Consider the following 16694-nt stretch of genomic DNA (forward strand, 5'->3'; position numbering starts at 1 on the left):
TCTCGCAAAATAGGTAGAATCACGCCCTGACTTACATCGGGGCGTTTTTTTATGCGTATTGGCCACGGCTATGATGTGCACCGTTTCGCCGAAGGCGACTTCATCACCCTGGGCGGCGTGCGGATTGCACACCACCACGGGCTGCTCGCCCATTCCGACGGCGACGTGCTGCTGCATGCCTTGAGCGATGCGCTGTTGGGAGCGGCGGCCCTGGGCGATATCGGCAAGCATTTCCCTGACACCGACCCGACCTACAAGGGCGCCGACAGCCGGGTGCTGCTGCGTCATGTGGTGTCGTTGATCAAGGCCCTGGGCTGGAAAGTCGGCAACGTCGATAACACTATCGTTGCCCAGGCGCCGAAAATGGCGCCGCATATCGAATCGATGCGCGCGCTGATTGCCGCGGATCTTGAAGTTGAGTTGGATCAAGTGAACGTCAAAGCCACCACCACTGAAAAGCTCGGTTTCACCGGCCGTGAAGAAGGCATCGCCGTGCACAGCGTCGCCTTGTTGCTACGCGCATGACTGAACTGGAACTGCTGGGCCCGCGTGCCTACGGCGATGTCCTCGGGAGCGCGGTGCTCAAGGCCACGGCCGAAGACTTCCAGGTCGATGAAGTCCTCGATATCCCGCTGAGCGGCGAGGGCGAGCACCTGTGGTTGTGGGTGGAGAAGCGCGGCCTGAATACCGAAGAGGCTGCCCGGCGTATCGCCAAGGCCGCCGGCGTGCCGTTGCGCACCGTCAGCTATGCCGGTCTCAAGGACCGCCAGGCCCTGACGCGCCAGTGGTTCAGCGTACAACTGCCGGGCAAGGCTGATCCGGACCTGTCGGCGGCCCAGAACGACAGCCTGCAGATCCTCAAGAGTGCGCGGCACAAGCGCAAGCTGCAACGCGGCGCCCATGCCGCCAACGGCTTCACCCTGCGCCTGACCCAATTGAACGCGGACAAGGACGGCTTGCAGCAACGCCTCGAACAGATCGCCGCGCAAGGTATTCCGAATTATTTCGGCGCCCAGCGTTTCGGTCACCTCGGTGGCAACCTCGGCGAGGCCCGTTCCTATGCGGCGCGCCAGGCCTTGCCCGAGCAGCGCAATGTGCGTTCGCGGTTGCTGTCCACGGCCCGCAGCTACCTGTTCAACCAGGTGCTGGCGGCGCGTGTCGCCGACGGCAGCTGGAACCGGGCCCAGGTCGGCGACCTGCTGGCCTTCACCGACAGCCGCAGTTTCTTCCCGGCCGGTGAGGCCGAATGCAGCGATCCGCGCCTGGCCATTCTCGATCTGCACCCCACCGGTCCGCAGTGGGGCGAAGGCCCGTCACCGGCGGCGGGTGCGACTTTTGCCCTGGAGCAAGCGGTTGCCGAGCGCGAGGCCGAGCTCTGCCAATGGCTGGTCAAGGCGACCATGGAACACGAACGACGCATCCTGCGGCTGCCCATTGGCCGGTTGTCGTGGCATTATCCGGAGTCTGACATTCTGCAACTGGAATTCATCCTGCCGGCCGGATGCTTCGCCACTGCTTTGGTGCGCGAACTCGTCGATCTGGTGCCGGTAGGACAGACGGACAGCTCATGCGTATTCTGATTTCGAACGACGATGGGGTTTTCGCTCCCGGTCTCGCCGCGCTTCATGCTGCGCTGGTGGACTATGCCGAGTGCACGGTGATTGCCCCGGACCAGGACAAAAGTGGCGCCAGCAGCTCGCTGACCCTGGATCGCCCGCTACACCCACATACATTGCCCAACGGCTTTATCAGCCTGAACGGCACACCCACCGACTGCGTGCACCTGGGGCTCAATGCCCTGTTGGCGCAGGAGCAGGACATGGTGGTGTCCGGTATCAACCTGGGGGCCAACCTGGGGGATGACGTGCTGTATTCCGGTACGGTGGCGGCCGCCCTGGAGGGGCGCTTCCTCGGGCGTACTTCGTTCGCTTTTTCGCTGGCCTCGCGCCAGGTCGACAACCTGGCCACCGCCGCGCATTTCGCCCGCCTGCTGGTGCAGGCCCATGAAGGCCTGGCGCTGCCCGCGCGCACGGTGCTCAATGTGAATATTCCCAATCTGCCCCTGGAGCGCATTCGTGGTATCCAGCTCACGCGCCTGGGCCATCGGGCCCGGGCCGCGGCGCCGACGCGGGTGGTCGACCCACGGGGCAAGGCCGGTTACTGGATCGCCGCCGCCGGAGACGCCGAAGACGGTGGCCCGGGGACGGACTTCCATGCCGTGATGCAAGGGTTTGTCTCGGTGACGCCGCTGCAACTGGATCGCACCTTCAATGATGCCTTCCAGTCGCTGGGCGGTTGGCTGGAGGGGCTTGCTTGATGACCCGTGAGCAAGACGAACTGATGCGTCGCGGTATCGGCATGACCTCCCAGCGAACCCGCGAACGCTTGATTCAGCGACTCTATGAAGAAGGTGTGACCAACGCCCAGGTGTTGGAAGTGATCCGTCGCACGCCGCGTCATCTGTTTGTCGACGAGGCACTGGCCCATCGTGCCTACGAAGATACGGCGCTGCCGATCGGCCACAACCAGACCATTTCCCAGCCTTATATGGTGGCGCGCATGAGCGAGCTGCTGCTGGAGGCCGGGCCGCTGGACAAGGTGATGGAGATCGGTACCGGCTCCGGTTACCAGACGGCGGTGCTGTCGCAGCTGGTGGAGCGGGTGTTTTCGGTGGAGCGGATCAAGGTTCTGCAGGATCGCGCCAAGGAGCGTCTGGTCGAGCTCAACCTGCGCAACGTGGTGTTCCGCTGGGGCGATGGCTGGGAGGGCTGGCCGGCACTGGCGCCGTACAACGGCATTATTGTCACCGCCGTCGCCACGGATGTGCCCCAGGCCTTGCTCGATCAATTGGCCCCGGGCGGTCGCCTGGTGATTCCGGTGGGTGCCGGTGAAGTCCAGCAGTTGATGCTGATCGTGCGCGAAGAGCAGGGTTTTTCCCGTCATGTATTAGGCGCGGTACGTTTCGTTCCGCTGCTTAACGGACCGTTGGCCTGAACATTTGTTGAACGGCAATGAATTCTGTTTAAGGTCGTAGGTCTTAGAGCGGGACTGGTACGGCACCCATGTTTAAAATGTGTCGGGTTTTCGACTTGGCTTTGTTGTCAGTGAAATTCCAACAGCCAGTTATACTTACGTCACATTACCGCCTGTACAGGCACTCTTATTTCAGCCACCACAAAGGGAGCGGCGGGTGAGTCTCACAGTCATTCGGCAGCGTATGGGTAAAGCAAGCGTTCAGCGCCTGATGATCGGCCTTGCCCTCAGTGCTTTACTGGCTGGTTGCTCCAGTGCTCCAAAGAACGGCGTGCGCGTCGTTGATCGTAACGGCAACGCTACAACGACAGCCGCCAGCGCGACGCCACAGAAACCGATGACCACCACCGGCCAGCATGTGGTCACCCGTGGCGATACCCTGTTTTCGATCGCCTTCCGCTACGGTTGGGACTGGAAAGCCCTGGCCGCGCGTAACAATATTCCCGAGCCTTACACCATCCACGTGGGTCAGGCGATTCGCTTCGACAGCCGTTCAAATTCAACGCCGACGGCTGTCGCCTCGACGTCGTCGAGCGCTTCGCCTTCGAGCAAGTTCACCATCACCCGGCGTCCGGCCAACGGCGCGTCTGGCACTGCAACCACCTCGCAACCCGCGGCCCAGGCACCTGCGGCAGCGGCGCCGATGCCGCCGGCCGGTCCCGCGCCGAAGGGTTGGGCGTGGCCTTCAAACGGTATTCTGATTGGAAAATTCTCTTCAAACGGTAGTTTGAATAAAGGTATTGATATCGCCGGAGATTTGGGACAGCCTGTTTTAGCTGCATCTGATGGGTCAGTGGTTTACGCCGGGAGTGGGTTGCGGGGCTACGGCGAGCTGGTCATCATCAAACACAGTGATACCTACGTCAGTGCTTACGGTCACAACCGTAGGCTGTTGGTTCGGGAGGGTCAGCAGGTCAAGGTCGGACAGACAATTGCCGAGATGGGATCAACTGGTACGGACCGGGTGAAACTGCATTTTGAGATTCGCCGCCAGGGGAAACCCGTAGACCCACTGCAATTCCTGCCACGTCGTTGATCCGTTTTCCAGCCTGTTCTCCTGACTGTAGTGGGAACAGGTTCCAGCGTTGCCAAGGATAAAGGCGCCGCTTGAGCTTGAGGTCGAACTCACCAAAGGACTATAACAATGGCTCTCAGTAAAGAAGCGCCGGGGTTTGACATCGATGATGAGGTGCTCCTTATGGACTCCGACATCGTCATGGATATGATGCCGGAGGACGACAGTTCTCCACCCCCAGTTCGTGCCAAGACCAAGAATGCTGCTGCGCTCAAGCAGCACAAGTACATTGACTACACGCGGGCGCTGGATGCGACCCAGTTGTATCTCAATGAAATCGGTTTTTCCCCCTTGTTGTCCCCGGAAGAAGAAGTTCATTTTGCGCGCCTGTCGCAAAGTGGCGATCCCGCGGGCCGCAAGCGCATGATCGAAAGCAACCTGCGCCTGGTGGTGAAAATCGCCCGACGTTATGTCAACCGCGGTCTTTCCCTGCTGGACCTGATCGAAGAGGGCAACCTCGGCTTGATCCGGGCGGTGGAGAAATTCGATCCGGAACGTGGCTTTCGCTTCTCAACCTATGCCACCTGGTGGATCCGCCAGACGATTGAACGGGCGATCATGAATCAGACCCGGACCATTCGCCTGCCTATTCACGTGGTCAAGGAACTGAACGTCTATCTGCGGGCGGCACGGGAGCTGACCCAGAAACTCGATCATGAGCCTTCCCCGGAAGAAATCGCCAACCTGCTGGAAAAACCGGTGGGTGAGGTCAAGCGCATGCTCGGCCTGAATGAGCGGGTGTCTTCGGTGGACGTGTCCCTGGGGCCGGATTCCGACAAGACGTTGCTCGATACCCTCACCGATGATCGACCTACCGATCCCTGCGAGCTGCTTCAGGACGACGACCTGTCCCAGAGTATCGACCAGTGGTTGTCGGAATTGACCGATAAGCAGCGTGAGGTGGTTGTACGGCGCTTTGGCCTGCGCGGGCATGAGAGCAGTACCCTGGAGGATGTCGGTCTGGAGATCGGCCTGACCCGTGAGCGCGTTCGGCAGATCCAGGTCGAGGGACTCAAGCGCCTGCGCGAGATCCTCGAGAAGAATGGCCTGTCCAGCGAGGCGCTGTTCCAGTAGCGCGCTCCTGCACCTGCCCATAAAAAATCCCCGATCTGGTCGGGGATTTTTTTGCATTGAAATGGGTTCAATGCGTTCCTGCGGGGGCGTTACTGGCAGAAAGCCTCAGGCCCCGTGGCACTTCTTGAATTTCTTGCTGCTGCCGCACGGGCACGGATCGTTGCGACCCACGTCCTTCAGCGCGTTGCGTACCGGCTCCTGGTGAGCGTGACCGCAGTTCGGGCCGTGGACATGGCCATGGTCGTGATCGTGGTGCTCATGCTCGTGATCGTGGTTGCAATCAGGGCCGTGCACGTGAGGTTGCTGGGTCATGCTGGTGTCACTCCGGAATAATTTCGGCGGGAATTATCTCGCCTTTACGCTCCAGGTGCACGTCATGGCTGAGGAATAGTCCGGTTTCCAGTTCGCCCTCCAGTCGGTAGGGGATCGGATCATGGGGGTGTTTCAGGCGCTTGGTCAGGTCGCGCAGGTGTTCCCAGAGGTTGGTCCTGACTGGAATGACCAGGGACGCGTGGCTGTTGGCTTCCACGGTGAACCAGCCGCTGTCGGACTCGCCTTCGCTCAGCAGCCAGCCGTCGAGGTAGAGACGATAATGCAGGCTGCGCACGGTCAGGCTGTCGTCGTTGGGGTTGTCGACACGAAAGTGCAGGCGAAATTTCTGTTGAACCAGGCGCGCCTTGATCAGTTCGACCCGCACCAGGCGAACCTCGGGCTCGCGGGTACCGCCATCGAACCAGGACGCACAGCCGGAAAGCGTCAACAGCATAAGCAGGCCGAGCGTGCCAAGTGTCCGTGAGTGCATGGGGTTCCTCCCGCCGAGGCCCCAGCATAGCAAGCCTGCGACAGAAAAAGCTCATGGTTGTGGCGGTAAATCCACTGGGTGATACTGCTGAGCATTCGCGCAACGGATCAGGTCGGCGCACAGGAGTGTGATCATGATGCTTTACGAGATTGTCTTTAGTGGCGAATCGCTACCTGGTGCTGCGCCCGATCAGGTCAAAAGCAACCTGGCCCGGCTGTTCCAGGCCGATGCCCAGCGCATCGAACTGCTGTTCTCCGGACGGCGCCTGGTGCTCAAGAGCAATCTCGATGCCGCGGCGGCGGAAAAGTATAGGGTCACCCTCGAGCGTGCCGGGGCGCTGGTCGCGGTGGTCGAGATGGCCGTCGAAGAGATCGAGATGACGGCCCCGGTCCCAGCGCCGGGCCGTGCCCAGGTGGCGCCGCGGGATGCCTATATGGCCGCGTTCAGCGGGGTCGATGCGCCGGACTTCGGCATCGCCGAGGTCGGCAGCGATATGCAGGATGCCAAGCCCGAGCCCGTCGCGTTGGCCCTGGATCTGTCGGCCTTCAGCGTGGCGCCGGTCGGTGCCGACATGGGCCAACTGTCGGTGGCAACCGTCGTCACGGTGCCGGATATCTCACACCTGCGCCTCAGCTGAGCAGGTAGCCGGAACAGCACTTCTTGTATTTCTGCCCGCTGCCGCAGGGGCAGGCGTCATTGCGCCCGGCCTTGAGGGGCACGGTGGGGTCGATGAAATACCAGCGCCCATCGGTTTGTACGAAGGACGACTTTTCCCGGTGGCTGTGTTCGCCATTGCTGTCGTGCCAACGCGCGGTAAAGGTCACGAAGGCATGCTCGGGCTGGCCGCCAAAGACTTCCGAGCTTTCCACCTCCAAGCCCAGCCAGGTGCTTTGCGCGCTCCATTCGCCGATGGCCTGGCGGTCCAGCCCCGGTTGTTGAATGGGCAGCGTGGTGTTCACCAGGTAGTCGACCAGCCCCAATACATAGGCGCAGTAGCGCGAGCGCATCAGGGCTTCGGCGCAGGGGGCCGGATGGCCCGCGTGATAATGGCCGCAGCAGGCCTCCAGCAGGTTGCCGCTACCACAGGGACAGATGGATGTGCTCACGGGAATCACCACCAGTACTTGCCGAAATTTTCCGGATTGGCCCAGAACTTGGCGTTCAGCCAGTCCGGCACCTGTTTGTATTCCTTCAGATCATAGGTGAACAACGTCAGTACCTGCTCGTCGCGGGCAAAGCGTTCGCTGTTTTGCAGGGCCAGGGCGAAGAAGTCGCTGTCCTGCCAGCCGCTGGCCGCCATGTCCACCAGCACCGCGATGCGGCTGGCGTTGAGGTTGCGAATGCCACCGAGCAACTGCCGGCCGTCACGCTTGGGCAGGTGCTCCAGACAGTCGACCACCAGCGCCAGGTCGAAACGCCGGGCGGCCAGTGCGGCCGACAGCGGGCCAGGTTCGGCGAATGCCACCTGGGTTTCGGGATGGGCGGCCTGGAACGCCTCCAGTGCCGGAAAGCTGCCGGCCCCGACGAGCAGCAGGTTTTGCGGGGCGTAACGGTCCAGCAGGGCCGCCAGTGCTTGCTGGGGCGTGCGGGCGGAAAGGCTTTCAGGCATCGGGATTCCTCGGTCGGAGCGGCAAACACGGGCGAATTTTCAACGGCCTCTGGCAAACTGCCCTGACTCGCCTTACTGTGCGCCAAAGAATAACTCATCAGGGGGGCGTATGAAGGTGCTTTGGGGGCTGGGGAAGGTGTTGACGCTGATGTTCTGGCTGGTGGTGCTGGTCAATCTGGTGCATCCGCTGATCAGTCCGTTCCGGGTCCTGGTGGATCTGGCCGGGAGCATGCTGCTGTTGACACATTTGTTGGAGATCATGCTGTTCAATGGCAGCCTGCAGGGCCGCGCCCATCCCTGGCGCGACCGGGCGCAGATCCTGCTGTTCGGCATGTTCCATCTGCAAATCCTGCCTTTGCCCACCCGTGAGGAACACCAGCATGCGTAGCCTGTGTCTGCTGGCTGCCCTGTGCAGCCCCCTGGCGTTTGCCCAGGTCGTGACCGTCGAAACCAATTCCATGCTGCGCCTGCCCGCCAGCACTTCGGTGCTGCAACTGGAACGTCTGGATGTGGCCGACTTTGGTACCTTGCTGGTGCCTGCCAGCGTCACGCAACTGAATATCGGTGAACTGCACCTGGGCAAGTCGGCGCGTATCGCCATTGTACCGAGCGAGCAGGGGTTCGCACTCAAGGCCACGCGTGCCGAGCTGGGTAGCGGTAGCCAGATCAGCGCGGTTGGAGCACCGGGCACCTATCAGCGAGCCCCTTCGCCGGGACGGAACCTGGATCTGCGCATCGACGCGCTCAGCGGTCCGTTGCTGTCGATCGATGCCCGGGGTGGCGCGGGTGTGCCGGGGTTTGTCGGGCTTGATGGGGCCAATGGCGATGAGCCGGGTTGTACCTGGGGCGCGGCCGGTCAAGGCGCGGACGGTGACAATGGCGGCGATGGCCATCCGGGCGCGGCAGGGGCACAGGTCCGGTTGCAGTTGCCACGGGATTATCCGGCGGCGCGGATCCAGGTGCTGGTCGATGGCGGTAACGGCGGTATTGCCGGCGCGGCGGGGCGTCCGGGCGCGGGCGGCAAGTCCAAGGGTTGTTTTGTCTACGACACCGACGGCGGCAAGTCCGGTCGTCCGGGTCTGGCGGGCAAGCCGGGGCCGGTTGGTCCTGCGGGCAGCGTGACGGTTCAGCGGCTGTAACAAGATCGTGAAAACGCTACAAACCCTGTAGGAGCTGGCTTGCCGGCGATAGCGACCGATCAGCCAGGCTTGCTTGCCTCATCGCCGGCAAGCCGGCTCCTACACGGTCCGTGGCAGGCCCGGCTCCTGCGTCCAGCCAGCCTCCGCATTCAAAACATCGGACGTGCCGCCGCAACGGCCACCAGCACCAGTCCGATCAGCAGATTGATCCCCACCAGCCGCCGAATCCGTCCCAGCGCCGCCGCCCCTGCCGGCCAGTCCTGGGCCTCTACCGCCTGGCGCAGATCCGGCAATTGCAACGACTGGATACGAATAAAGACTGCAACCATGACGATGTACAGGCCCATCATGACCTGCACATAACGCGGTGCGGTCTCGAAGCCGCTGAAGCGCAACTGGATCAGTCCCACGCCGCTGATCGGCAGGAGCACCACCGCGACCCAGACCCAGACGAAGAAGCGCTGGAACACCTGAAGCCACAGCTTCAGCCGGGCCGGGCCTTCCAACGCGGCCATGGCCGCCGGACGGAGGATCATCCAGGCGAAGAACATACCGCCGACCCAGACCAGCGCGGCCAGGACGTGGAGGGTGTAGACAAGGGCAAAAACGGTCATTCGGGTACTCCGTGCGGCGCGCGAGGGTTTAGCGGGGTATGATAGCCGTCCATTCGAACCACTGAAAATTTATCCAGCGTTTCTTGCGCCTGAAGACTCATGATCAGCACCGAACTCAAAACCACGATCCAGGGCGCCTACTCGCGTTTTCTCGAAGCCAAGAGCCTCAAGCCGCGTTACGGCCAGCGCCTGATGATCGCCGAAGTGGCCAAGGTCCTCGGCGATATCGACACCGATGACGAAGGCCGGCGCAGTGGCGATCCGGCCGTGGTCGCCGTGGAGGCGGGTACCGGTACCGGCAAGACCGTGGCCTACAGCCTGGCGGCGATTCCCACCGCCAAGGCCGCCGGCAAGCGTCTGGTGATCGCCACCGCCACCGTCGCGCTGCAGGAGCAGATCGTCTACAAGGACCTGCCCGACCTGATGCGCAACAGCGGTTTGAACTTCAGCTTCGCCCTGGCCAAGGGCCGCGGGCGCTATATGTGCCTGTCCAAGCTCGACATGCTGTTGCAGGAGGGTCATGCGCAGACCGCCACCGCGCAGTTGTTCGAAGAGGAAGGTTTCCGCATCGAGGTCGACGAGGCCAGCCAGAAGCTGTTCACCAGCATGATCGAGAAGCTCGCCGGGAACAAATGGGACGGCGACCGCGACAGCTGGCCCAACGCCCTGGAAGACGCCGATTGGGCGCGCCTGACCACCGATCACAGCCAGTGCACCAACCGCCATTGCCCGAACTTCGGCCAGTGCGCCTTCTACAAGGCTCGCGAGGGCATGGGCAAGGTCGACGTGATCGTCACCAACCATGACATGGTGCTCGCCGACCTGGCCCTGGGTGGTGGCGCGGTGCTCCCCGACCCACGTGACACCCTCTATGTGTTCGACGAAGGCCACCACCTGCCGGACAAGGCCATCGGCCACTTCGCCCACTACACCCGGCTGCGCTCCACCGCCGACTGGCTGGAGCAGACCGCCAAGAACCTGACCAAGCTGCTGGCCCAGCATCCGCTGCCCGGTGACCTGGGCAAGCTGATCGAGCAGGTGCCGGAGCTGGCGCGGGAGATCAAGACCCACCAGCAGTTCATGTTCAGCGCCTGCGAGCAACTGGCCGACTTCAAGACCGGTGAAGACACCGAGGGCCGCGAGCGGCCGCGCCATCGTTTTGTCGGCGGGGTGATCCCGGAGCATATCCGCGAGATGGGCATCGAGCTGAAGAAAGGCTTCGCCCGCCTCAACGACCTCTTCACCCGCCTGACCGAGTTGCTCAAGGAAAGCATGGATGGCGAGGTCAATATCGGCATCGCCAGCCACCAGGCCGAGGAATGGTACCCGCTGTTCGGCAGTTTGCTGTCCCGCGCCCAGGGCAACTGGGAGCTGTGGACCGCCTTTACCGCCGAAGACCCGGAAGACAATCCGCCCATGGCCCGCTGGTTGAGCCTGGCCGAGAGCGGTGTGTTGTTTGACATCGAGGTCAACGCCAGTCCGATCCTCGCCGCTGAAATGCTCCGGCGCAATCTGTGGAACGTGGCCTACGGCGCCCTGGTGACCTCGGCGACCCTGACCGCCCTGGGCACCTTCGACCGTTTCCGCATGCGCGCCGGCCTGCCGAAGAAGGCCGTGACGGCGGTGGTGCCGAGCCCCTTCCATCACGCCGATGCCGGCGTGTTGCGGGTGCCGAATCTCAACGCCGACCCTCGCGATGCAGTGGCGCATACCGCCGCGATCATTCGCGACCTGCCGGAACTGGTGGAAGGCTCAAAGGGCACCCTGGTGCTGTTCTCCTCGCGCAAGCAGATGCAGGACGTGTTCGACGGCCTGGACCGCGACTGGCGCAAGCAGGTATTCATCCAGGGCAACCTGTCGAAGCAGGAGACCCTCAACAAGCACAAGGCCCGGGTCGACGGCGGTGACTCCAGCGTGTTGTTCGGCCTGGCGAGCTTTGCCGAAGGAGTGGACTTGCCCGGCGCCTACTGCGAACACGTGGTGATCGCCAAGATTCCCTTCTCGGTCCCGGATGATCCGGTCGAGGCGGCACTGGCCGAATGGATCGAAGCCCGTGGCGGCAACCCGTTCATGGAGATCTCCGTGCCGGACGCTTCCCTCAAGCTGGTCCAGGCCTGCGGGCGGCTGCTGCGCACCGAGGAAGACCGCGGCATCATCACCTTGCTCGACCGGCGCCTGGTCACCCAGCGCTACGGAAAAGCTATCCTCAATGCCTTGCCGCCGTTCCGGCGGGAAATTTCTTGATGTGATGCAGGTTAAATAACTAACTTCGTTGTCTACGGATGGCGCCGCTTGGCGTCACGCTGGCCTTTGATTGGCCGTAAGGGAGAGTTTGATTCATATGATTGGCCGTACGCTGCCCGCCGTTTTCGCCTTGTTGTTCGCCGCGCCGCTCTGGGCCGCGCCTGCCGGGCAACAGACGCTGTTCAACTTCGTTCGTCCCGCCGATGTGGTGCAGGTGGTCACCGTGGATGCGAGCCTGCCGCAATACAACGCGGAGCAGACGGCCGAAGGCGAAGTGCTGCGGCGGGTCACCTTCAACCCGGCAGCGCAGCCGAGCCTGCGTCTCACGCCGCAGACCGGTGCCTGGGACTGGTCGCAGGCGGGGGCCATGAGCCTGCGGATCCAGAGTGCGATGGATTGGGCGCTGACCCTCAACGTGACGATCCAGAGCAGCGACGGCAAGACCCTCACCAGTCGCGTCGACCTGCCGGCCGGTCCCGCACAGACCTTGCTGGTGCCACTGCAGGCCAGTTCGCCGTTGAGCCAGGGCATGCGTGCCGGTCCGCCGATGCCGACCACGGTGGATGGCCAGCGTGTGTTGCTGGCCAGCAGCCAGGGTGAATTGAATCGCCAGCAGGTGGTGTCGGTGACCCTGTCGATGGACGCACCCAAAGTGCCTCAGAACATCCTTCTGGAACGTTTCGGCGTGCAGGCCGGTGACGATGTGGTCAAGGCCGTCTATAGCTCGCTGGTGGATGGCTACGGCCAGTCGACCCGTGCCAAGTGGCCGGAAAAAATCAGCAGCGACGATCAGCTCAAGGCCGCCGCGAGCAAGGAAAACCAGCAACTGAAGACCTGGCTGACCGAGCGCGAGCGCAGTGCCCGGGACAAGTTCGGCGGTTCGCTCAAGGGCCCGCTCTTCGACGCCACGGGTTTCTTCCGTACCGAAAAGCACGACGGCCGCTGGTACCTGGTGACGCCGGAGGGGCATCCGTTCTACTCCCTGGGTGTGAATACCGTCAGCGCTCACGACCAGCAGACCTATGTCGAAGGTCGTGAAGGCATGTTCAGCGACCTGCCCAAGGATGGTGAGCCCCTGGCTGCCTACTATGGCAAGGCCGACAACAGCATCACCACCGGGGCTTCCCAGGGCCGGGCCTTCAAGTCCGGGCGCTGGTTCGATTTCTATGGCGCCAACCTGGAACGCACCTACGGTTCGCCGTGCGCGACCACCGCGCCGGCTGAACCCAAGGTGCCCTGCGCCCCGGGTCTGGACGAGCAACGCTGGCAGAAGCACACCCTGGACCGCTTGCAGGCCTGGGGCTTCAACACCATCGGTAACTGGAGCGATCCGGCCCTGGGCCTGAACGACCGTGTGCCTTACACCTTGCCACTGTCCATCGTCGGCGATTATGCGAGCATCAGCACTGGCAGCGACTGGTGGGGCGGCATGCCCGATCCGTTCGACCCGCGTTTTGCCATGGCCACCGAGCGCGCGGTGGCGATTGCCACACGTGATCATCGCGACGATCCTTGGCTGGTGGGTTACTTCGCCGACAACGAGCTGGCCTGGGCCGGTCCCGGCGACGATCCGAAATCCCGTTACGCCCTGGCCTACGGCACGTTGCGCATGACCACCGACGTACCGGCCAAGCGCGCCTTCCTCAAGCAGTTGCGCGACAAGTACCGCAACCAGCAGGGCCTGTCCAAGGCCTGGGGCGTGGAGATTCCGACCTGGGAGCAGATGGAAGACCCGGGTTTCGAGGCGCCGCTGCCCAATCCCGCCCACCCGCAGATCGAAGCGGACCTGAAGTATTTCCAGAAGGTGTTTGCCGATACCTACTTCAAGACCATTTCCGACTCGCTGAAATGGCATGCGCCGAATCACCTGCTGCTGGGCGGTCGTTTTGCCGTCAGCACGCCCGAGGCCGTGGCGTCCTGTGCCCAGTACTGCGATGTGTTGAGCTTCAACTTCTACACCCTCAAGCCCCAGGACGGATACGACTTCGATCAACTGGAGGCATTGAACAAACCGGTGCTGATCACCGAGTTCAACTTCGGCTCGAAGGACCGTGGCCCATTCTGGGGCGGCGTGACGGAACTGGCCCGGGAAGAAGATCGGGGCCCGGCCTATGCCGGGTTCCTCAAGCAGGCGGTGGCCGAGCCGTCGATCGTCGGCGTGCATTGGTTCCAGTACCTCGACCAGCCGGTCAGCGGCCGTCTGCTGGACGGTGAAAACGGCCATTTCGGCCTGGTGGGCATTACCGATGTGCCGTTCCAGGGCTTTGTCGAGAGCGTGCGCAAGAGCAACCTGCAGGCCCTGGCTTTGCTCAACAAGGAAGCCGAGAAAGCCAAGGTGGAGGCGCAGCAGAAGGCCGCCAAGGGCATCGGCCAGGATGACAATGGTGGCAACGGTCGTTCGGGTAGCGCTGGCGGGGAGGGTGCCGGACATTCCGGCGGTCACTCCGGCAATGGCCACTGATTCCTACAGTGTTTCGCGCAACGTCTGACAATTCTTGCAAGGTGTTACGAATTGTCTGATTCAGGTCTGTTCCCAAACCTGCCAATCGCTGGAACAATGCAGGCCACTTTGGAAGGTGTTGCGGCGGGAGAGTCACGGGTGCAGATTCAGGGTCATTTCGAACTTCAATTCGAGGCGGTGCGCGAAGCCTTCGCGGCCCTTTTCGACGATCCCCAGGAGCGCGGTGCCGCGCTCTGTATCCAGATCGGCGGTGAAACCGTGGTCGATCTCTGGGCCGGCTCCTCCGACAAGGATGGCGCCGAGGCCTGGCACAGCGACACCATCGCCAACCTGTTTTCCTGCACCAAGACCTTTACCGCTGTCACCGCGCTGCAACTGGTGGCCGAGGGTAAGCTGCAACTGGATGTTCCGGTTGCCCAGTATTGGCCCGAGTTCGCCGCCGCCGGCAAGTCCGGTATCACCCTGCGCCAGTTGCTCTGCCATCAGGCCGGCTTGCCGGCCTTGCGCCAGTTGCTGCCTCCCGAGGCGCTCTACAACTGGCAGACCATGGTCGACGCCCTGGCGGCCGAATCCCCCTGGTGGACGCCCGGCGAGGGCCATGGCTACGCCGCGATCACCTATGGCTGGCTGGTCGGCGAGTTGTTGCGACGCGCCGATGGCCGTGGGCCGGGTGAGTCGATCGTGGCGCGGATTGCCCGGCCGTTGGGCCTGGACTTCCATGTTGGCCTGGCGGACGAAGAATTCCATCGCGTCGCCCATATCGCCCGGGGCAAGGGCCATGTCGGCGATGCGGCGGCCCAGCGCCTGCTGCAAGTGACGATGCGCGAACCCGAGGCGATGAGCACCCGGGCGTTCACCAACCCACCGTCGATCATGACCAGCACCAACAAGCCGGAGTGGCGGCGCATGCAGCAACCGGCCGCCAACGGGCATGGCAATGCACGGAGCCTGGCGGGCTTCTATAGCGGCCTGCTCGACGGGCGCCTGCTGGAAGCCGACATGCTCGAGGAACTGACCCGCCAGCACAGCCTGGGCATGGACAAGACCCTGCTGACCCAGACCCGTTTCGGCCTGGGCTGCATGCTCGATCAGCCGGATGTGCCCAACGCCACGTTCGGCCTCGGGGCCAGGGCCTTCGGCCACCCGGGGGCCGGCGGCTCCGTCGGTTTTGCCGACCCCGAATACGATGTCGCCTTCGGCTTTGTCACCAATACCCTCGGGCCTTATGTATTGATGGACCCTCGGGCACAGAAGCTAGTACGGATTCTTGCCGGCTGTCTGTAGAATGCGCGGATAAAGTCGTAGGCCGGAACCCTGTGACTTTTTTGCTTTCTAATACACTGTTTCATGGGGCCGAAGGCCCTTGTTTCTCTATCTCATTTTGTGGATATCCAATGTCATCGAACAAGTCTCTCGCCCTGGCCCTCTGCCTGACCGTGACCGGTTGCGCGCAACTTCCACAAAGTGCGGACAAGGACATTGCTCAAGCCCCGGCGACAGCTAACGCGGGTACACCCGCCGCGCCTGCGGCAGCCGTAGCCACGTCCAAGGATGCTGCCAAGCTCCCGGCCAAACCTGCTGCACCCGTGGCCGCCGCCAAGGCCGGTGCTCCGGTAGCGCCTGTCGTGGCACCCGCAGCTCCAAGCGCCGCAGTCGCGCCGACAGCCAGCGCGGATACCGGCAGCAGTTGGTGGTGGCCGTTCGGTTCGTCCGACAAGGCTGCCGTGAAAGACCCGGCCCAGGCTGCTGCGCCGGCCGCCAAGCCACAGGACAAGCCCGTGCCACTGGCCACGGCGGTTGCCGCCGCAACGACGCCAGCACCGCAGACCGATCCTGCTACCCACTGGTGGTGGCCGTTCGGCAGCTCGGACAAGGCCAAGGAAACCGCCCAGCCGCCGGTCAAGGCCGTGCCGATGCCCGATCCGAAAATCACCCAGGCCTGGCTCGACGACTACGAGCCGCGCCTGCGTATCGCCATCCAGGACAGCTCCCTGAAGCTGGAGCGGCGTGAAAACGTGCTGGTGGTCATTGCCCCCGTGGACGGTTTCTACAACCCCAAACGCCCGGAAATGTTGCTGCCGGTCACCCTCGGTCCTTTCAGCCGAATCGCCAAGACCGTCGAGGGTGATCCCAAGACCGCCGTGCTGATCCTCGGCCATGGTGACAACAGCTCCAGCGCCGAGTCGACCCAGGCCTTGAGCCAGCAACGGGCTCAGTCCGTTGCCGCGATCTTCGGCCTCAGCGGCCTGCATCGTGATCGCCTGATGCTGCGTGGCATGGGCTCGGACATGCCGCGTGCCGCCAACGACAGCAGCGAAGGCCGTGCCCTGAACCGTCGTGTGGAAATCATCCTGACGCCGCAGAACACCATGGTTGCGCTGTTGAGCAAATACAGCATTCCGATGCCGGCTCCGCTTCCGGTCACCCAGGTGGCGGCTGCTGACGTCAAGCCGGCAGTGGCTGCGCCTGTGGCGAAGAAAGCGGCTGCCAAGGGCAAGGCCGTGGCCAAGAAAGCCCCGGTGCACAAGAAGGCCCCGGTCAAGAAAGCGGCGGCCAAGCCCGCGGCGGACAAGGCTGCAGCGCCGGCGAAGAAAGACGCCAGCACCGACAGCTCGACCAAGAACTGACCTGACGATCGAGAGG

18 protein-coding genes are annotated in these 16694 nt (G+C 63.1%); 13 read left to right on the top strand and 5 right to left on the bottom strand.

All coding sequences use genetic code 11. The annotated features are described in order from the left end of the window. The first annotated feature begins 51 nt into the window (after window positions 1–51). The 6 genes from ispF (at window position 52) to rpoS (ending at window position 5182) form a co-directional block, all read left to right on the top strand. The gene (ispF, locus tag M5C71_RS24290) at window positions 52–525 is read left to right on the top strand and encodes a 2-C-methyl-D-erythritol 2,4-cyclodiphosphate synthase (protein ID WP_103496396.1); all 474 of its coding nucleotides are present in this window, start codon (window positions 52–54) and stop codon (window positions 523–525) included. Next, complete coding sequence (truD, locus tag M5C71_RS24295; RefSeq protein WP_248768892.1) at window positions 522–1580, top strand: tRNA pseudouridine(13) synthase TruD; 1059 nt, start codon at window positions 522–524, stop codon at window positions 1578–1580. Before ispF ends, truD begins: the two co-directional genes overlap by 4 nt. Then, window positions 1568–2317, top strand: a complete 750-nt coding sequence (gene surE, locus M5C71_RS24300) for a 5'/3'-nucleotidase SurE (RefSeq protein ID WP_177099792.1) — start codon at window positions 1568–1570, stop codon at window positions 2315–2317. The genes truD and surE overlap by 13 nt, the downstream gene beginning before the upstream one ends. A gap of 41 nt (window positions 2318–2358) precedes the next feature. Then, a complete protein-coding gene (locus M5C71_RS24305; protein WP_177100209.1) occupies window positions 2359–2994 on the top strand; it encodes a protein-L-isoaspartate(D-aspartate) O-methyltransferase in 636 nt (211 codons plus the stop codon). Window positions 2995–3190: 196 nt separating this feature from the next. Beyond that, on the top strand, window positions 3191–4069 hold the full coding sequence (locus M5C71_RS24310) for a peptidoglycan DD-metalloendopeptidase family protein (protein ID WP_103496400.1): 879 nt from the start codon (window positions 3191–3193) through the stop codon (window positions 4067–4069). 108 nt (window positions 4070–4177) lie between these two features. Next, window positions 4178–5182, top strand: a complete 1005-nt coding sequence (gene rpoS / locus M5C71_RS24315; protein WP_103496401.1) for an RNA polymerase sigma factor RpoS — start codon at window positions 4178–4180, stop codon at window positions 5180–5182. A 105-nt stretch (window positions 5183–5287) separates the two neighbouring features. On the opposite strand, the gene M5C71_RS24320 is transcribed toward rpoS, so the two are convergent. Together M5C71_RS24320 and M5C71_RS24325 are read right to left on the bottom strand one after the other, a co-directional pair. Next, entirely contained in the window at window positions 5288–5494 is a 207-nt protein-coding gene (locus M5C71_RS24320) for an SEC-C metal-binding domain-containing protein (protein WP_100938610.1), read from the bottom strand. 7 nt (window positions 5495–5501) lie between these two features. Further along, the gene (locus tag M5C71_RS24325) at window positions 5502–5984 is read right to left on the bottom strand and encodes an LEA type 2 family protein (RefSeq protein ID WP_103496403.1); all 483 of its coding nucleotides are present in this window, start codon (window positions 5982–5984) and stop codon (window positions 5502–5504) included. 133 nt (window positions 5985–6117) lie between these two features. Here M5C71_RS24325 and M5C71_RS24330 point away from each other — a divergent pair, with 133 nt between their 5' ends. After that, window positions 6118–6621 (top strand): hypothetical protein, encoded by a 504-nt coding sequence (locus tag M5C71_RS24330; RefSeq protein WP_248768893.1) that lies wholly within the window; start codon window positions 6118–6120, stop codon window positions 6619–6621. Here the strand turns inward: M5C71_RS24330 and M5C71_RS24335 are convergent. After that, a complete protein-coding gene (locus tag M5C71_RS24335; RefSeq protein WP_103496426.1) occupies window positions 6614–7090 on the bottom strand; it encodes a YchJ family protein in 477 nt (158 codons plus the stop codon). The two genes, M5C71_RS24330 and M5C71_RS24335, sit on opposite strands and share 8 nt — an antisense overlap. Before the next feature lie 5 nt (window positions 7091–7095). Next, complete coding sequence (locus M5C71_RS24340) at window positions 7096–7593, bottom strand: DUF6231 family protein (RefSeq protein WP_103496405.1); 498 nt, start codon at window positions 7591–7593, stop codon at window positions 7096–7098. A gap of 109 nt (window positions 7594–7702) precedes the next feature. On the opposite strand from M5C71_RS24340, the gene M5C71_RS24345 reads away from it, so the two are divergent. Beyond that, window positions 7703–7981, top strand: coding sequence for a DUF1145 domain-containing protein (locus M5C71_RS24345; RefSeq protein ID WP_152740236.1), 279 nt, complete (start codon window positions 7703–7705; stop codon window positions 7979–7981). Further along, the gene (locus M5C71_RS24350; RefSeq protein WP_248745170.1) at window positions 7974–8732 is read left to right on the top strand and encodes a collagen-like protein; all 759 of its coding nucleotides are present in this window, start codon (window positions 7974–7976) and stop codon (window positions 8730–8732) included. Before M5C71_RS24345 ends, M5C71_RS24350 begins: the two co-directional genes overlap by 8 nt. Before the next feature lie 149 nt (window positions 8733–8881). Here M5C71_RS24350 and M5C71_RS24355 read toward each other — a convergent pair whose 3' ends face one another. After that, window positions 8882–9346 (bottom strand): CopD family protein, encoded by a 465-nt coding sequence (locus M5C71_RS24355; protein WP_248768894.1) that lies wholly within the window; start codon window positions 9344–9346, stop codon window positions 8882–8884. A 99-nt stretch (window positions 9347–9445) separates the two neighbouring features. On the opposite strand from M5C71_RS24355, the gene dinG reads away from it, so the two are divergent. The 4 genes from dinG (at window position 9446) to M5C71_RS24375 (ending at window position 16678) form a co-directional block, all read left to right on the top strand. Next, window positions 9446–11590: an ATP-dependent DNA helicase DinG gene (dinG, locus tag M5C71_RS24360; RefSeq protein ID WP_248768895.1), complete on the top strand. Its 2145-nt coding sequence runs from the start codon at window positions 9446–9448 to the stop codon at window positions 11588–11590. Window positions 11591–11687: 97 nt separating this feature from the next. Next, window positions 11688–14051: a beta-galactosidase gene (locus M5C71_RS24365; RefSeq protein WP_248768896.1), complete on the top strand. Its 2364-nt coding sequence runs from the start codon at window positions 11688–11690 to the stop codon at window positions 14049–14051. A 138-nt stretch (window positions 14052–14189) separates the two neighbouring features. Beyond that, window positions 14190–15335, top strand: a complete 1146-nt coding sequence (locus M5C71_RS24370) for a serine hydrolase domain-containing protein (RefSeq protein WP_248768897.1) — start codon at window positions 14190–14192, stop codon at window positions 15333–15335. A 110-nt stretch (window positions 15336–15445) separates the two neighbouring features. Further along, window positions 15446–16678: an OmpA family protein gene (locus tag M5C71_RS24375; protein WP_248768898.1), complete on the top strand. Its 1233-nt coding sequence runs from the start codon at window positions 15446–15448 to the stop codon at window positions 16676–16678. The last annotated feature ends 16 nt before the right edge of the window (window positions 16679–16694 follow it).

This window comes from Pseudomonas sp. MWU12-2345, from assembly GCF_023242385.1.
In the GTDB taxonomy this organism is placed as follows: domain Bacteria; phylum Pseudomonadota; class Gammaproteobacteria; order Pseudomonadales; family Pseudomonadaceae; genus Aquipseudomonas; species Aquipseudomonas gingeri_D.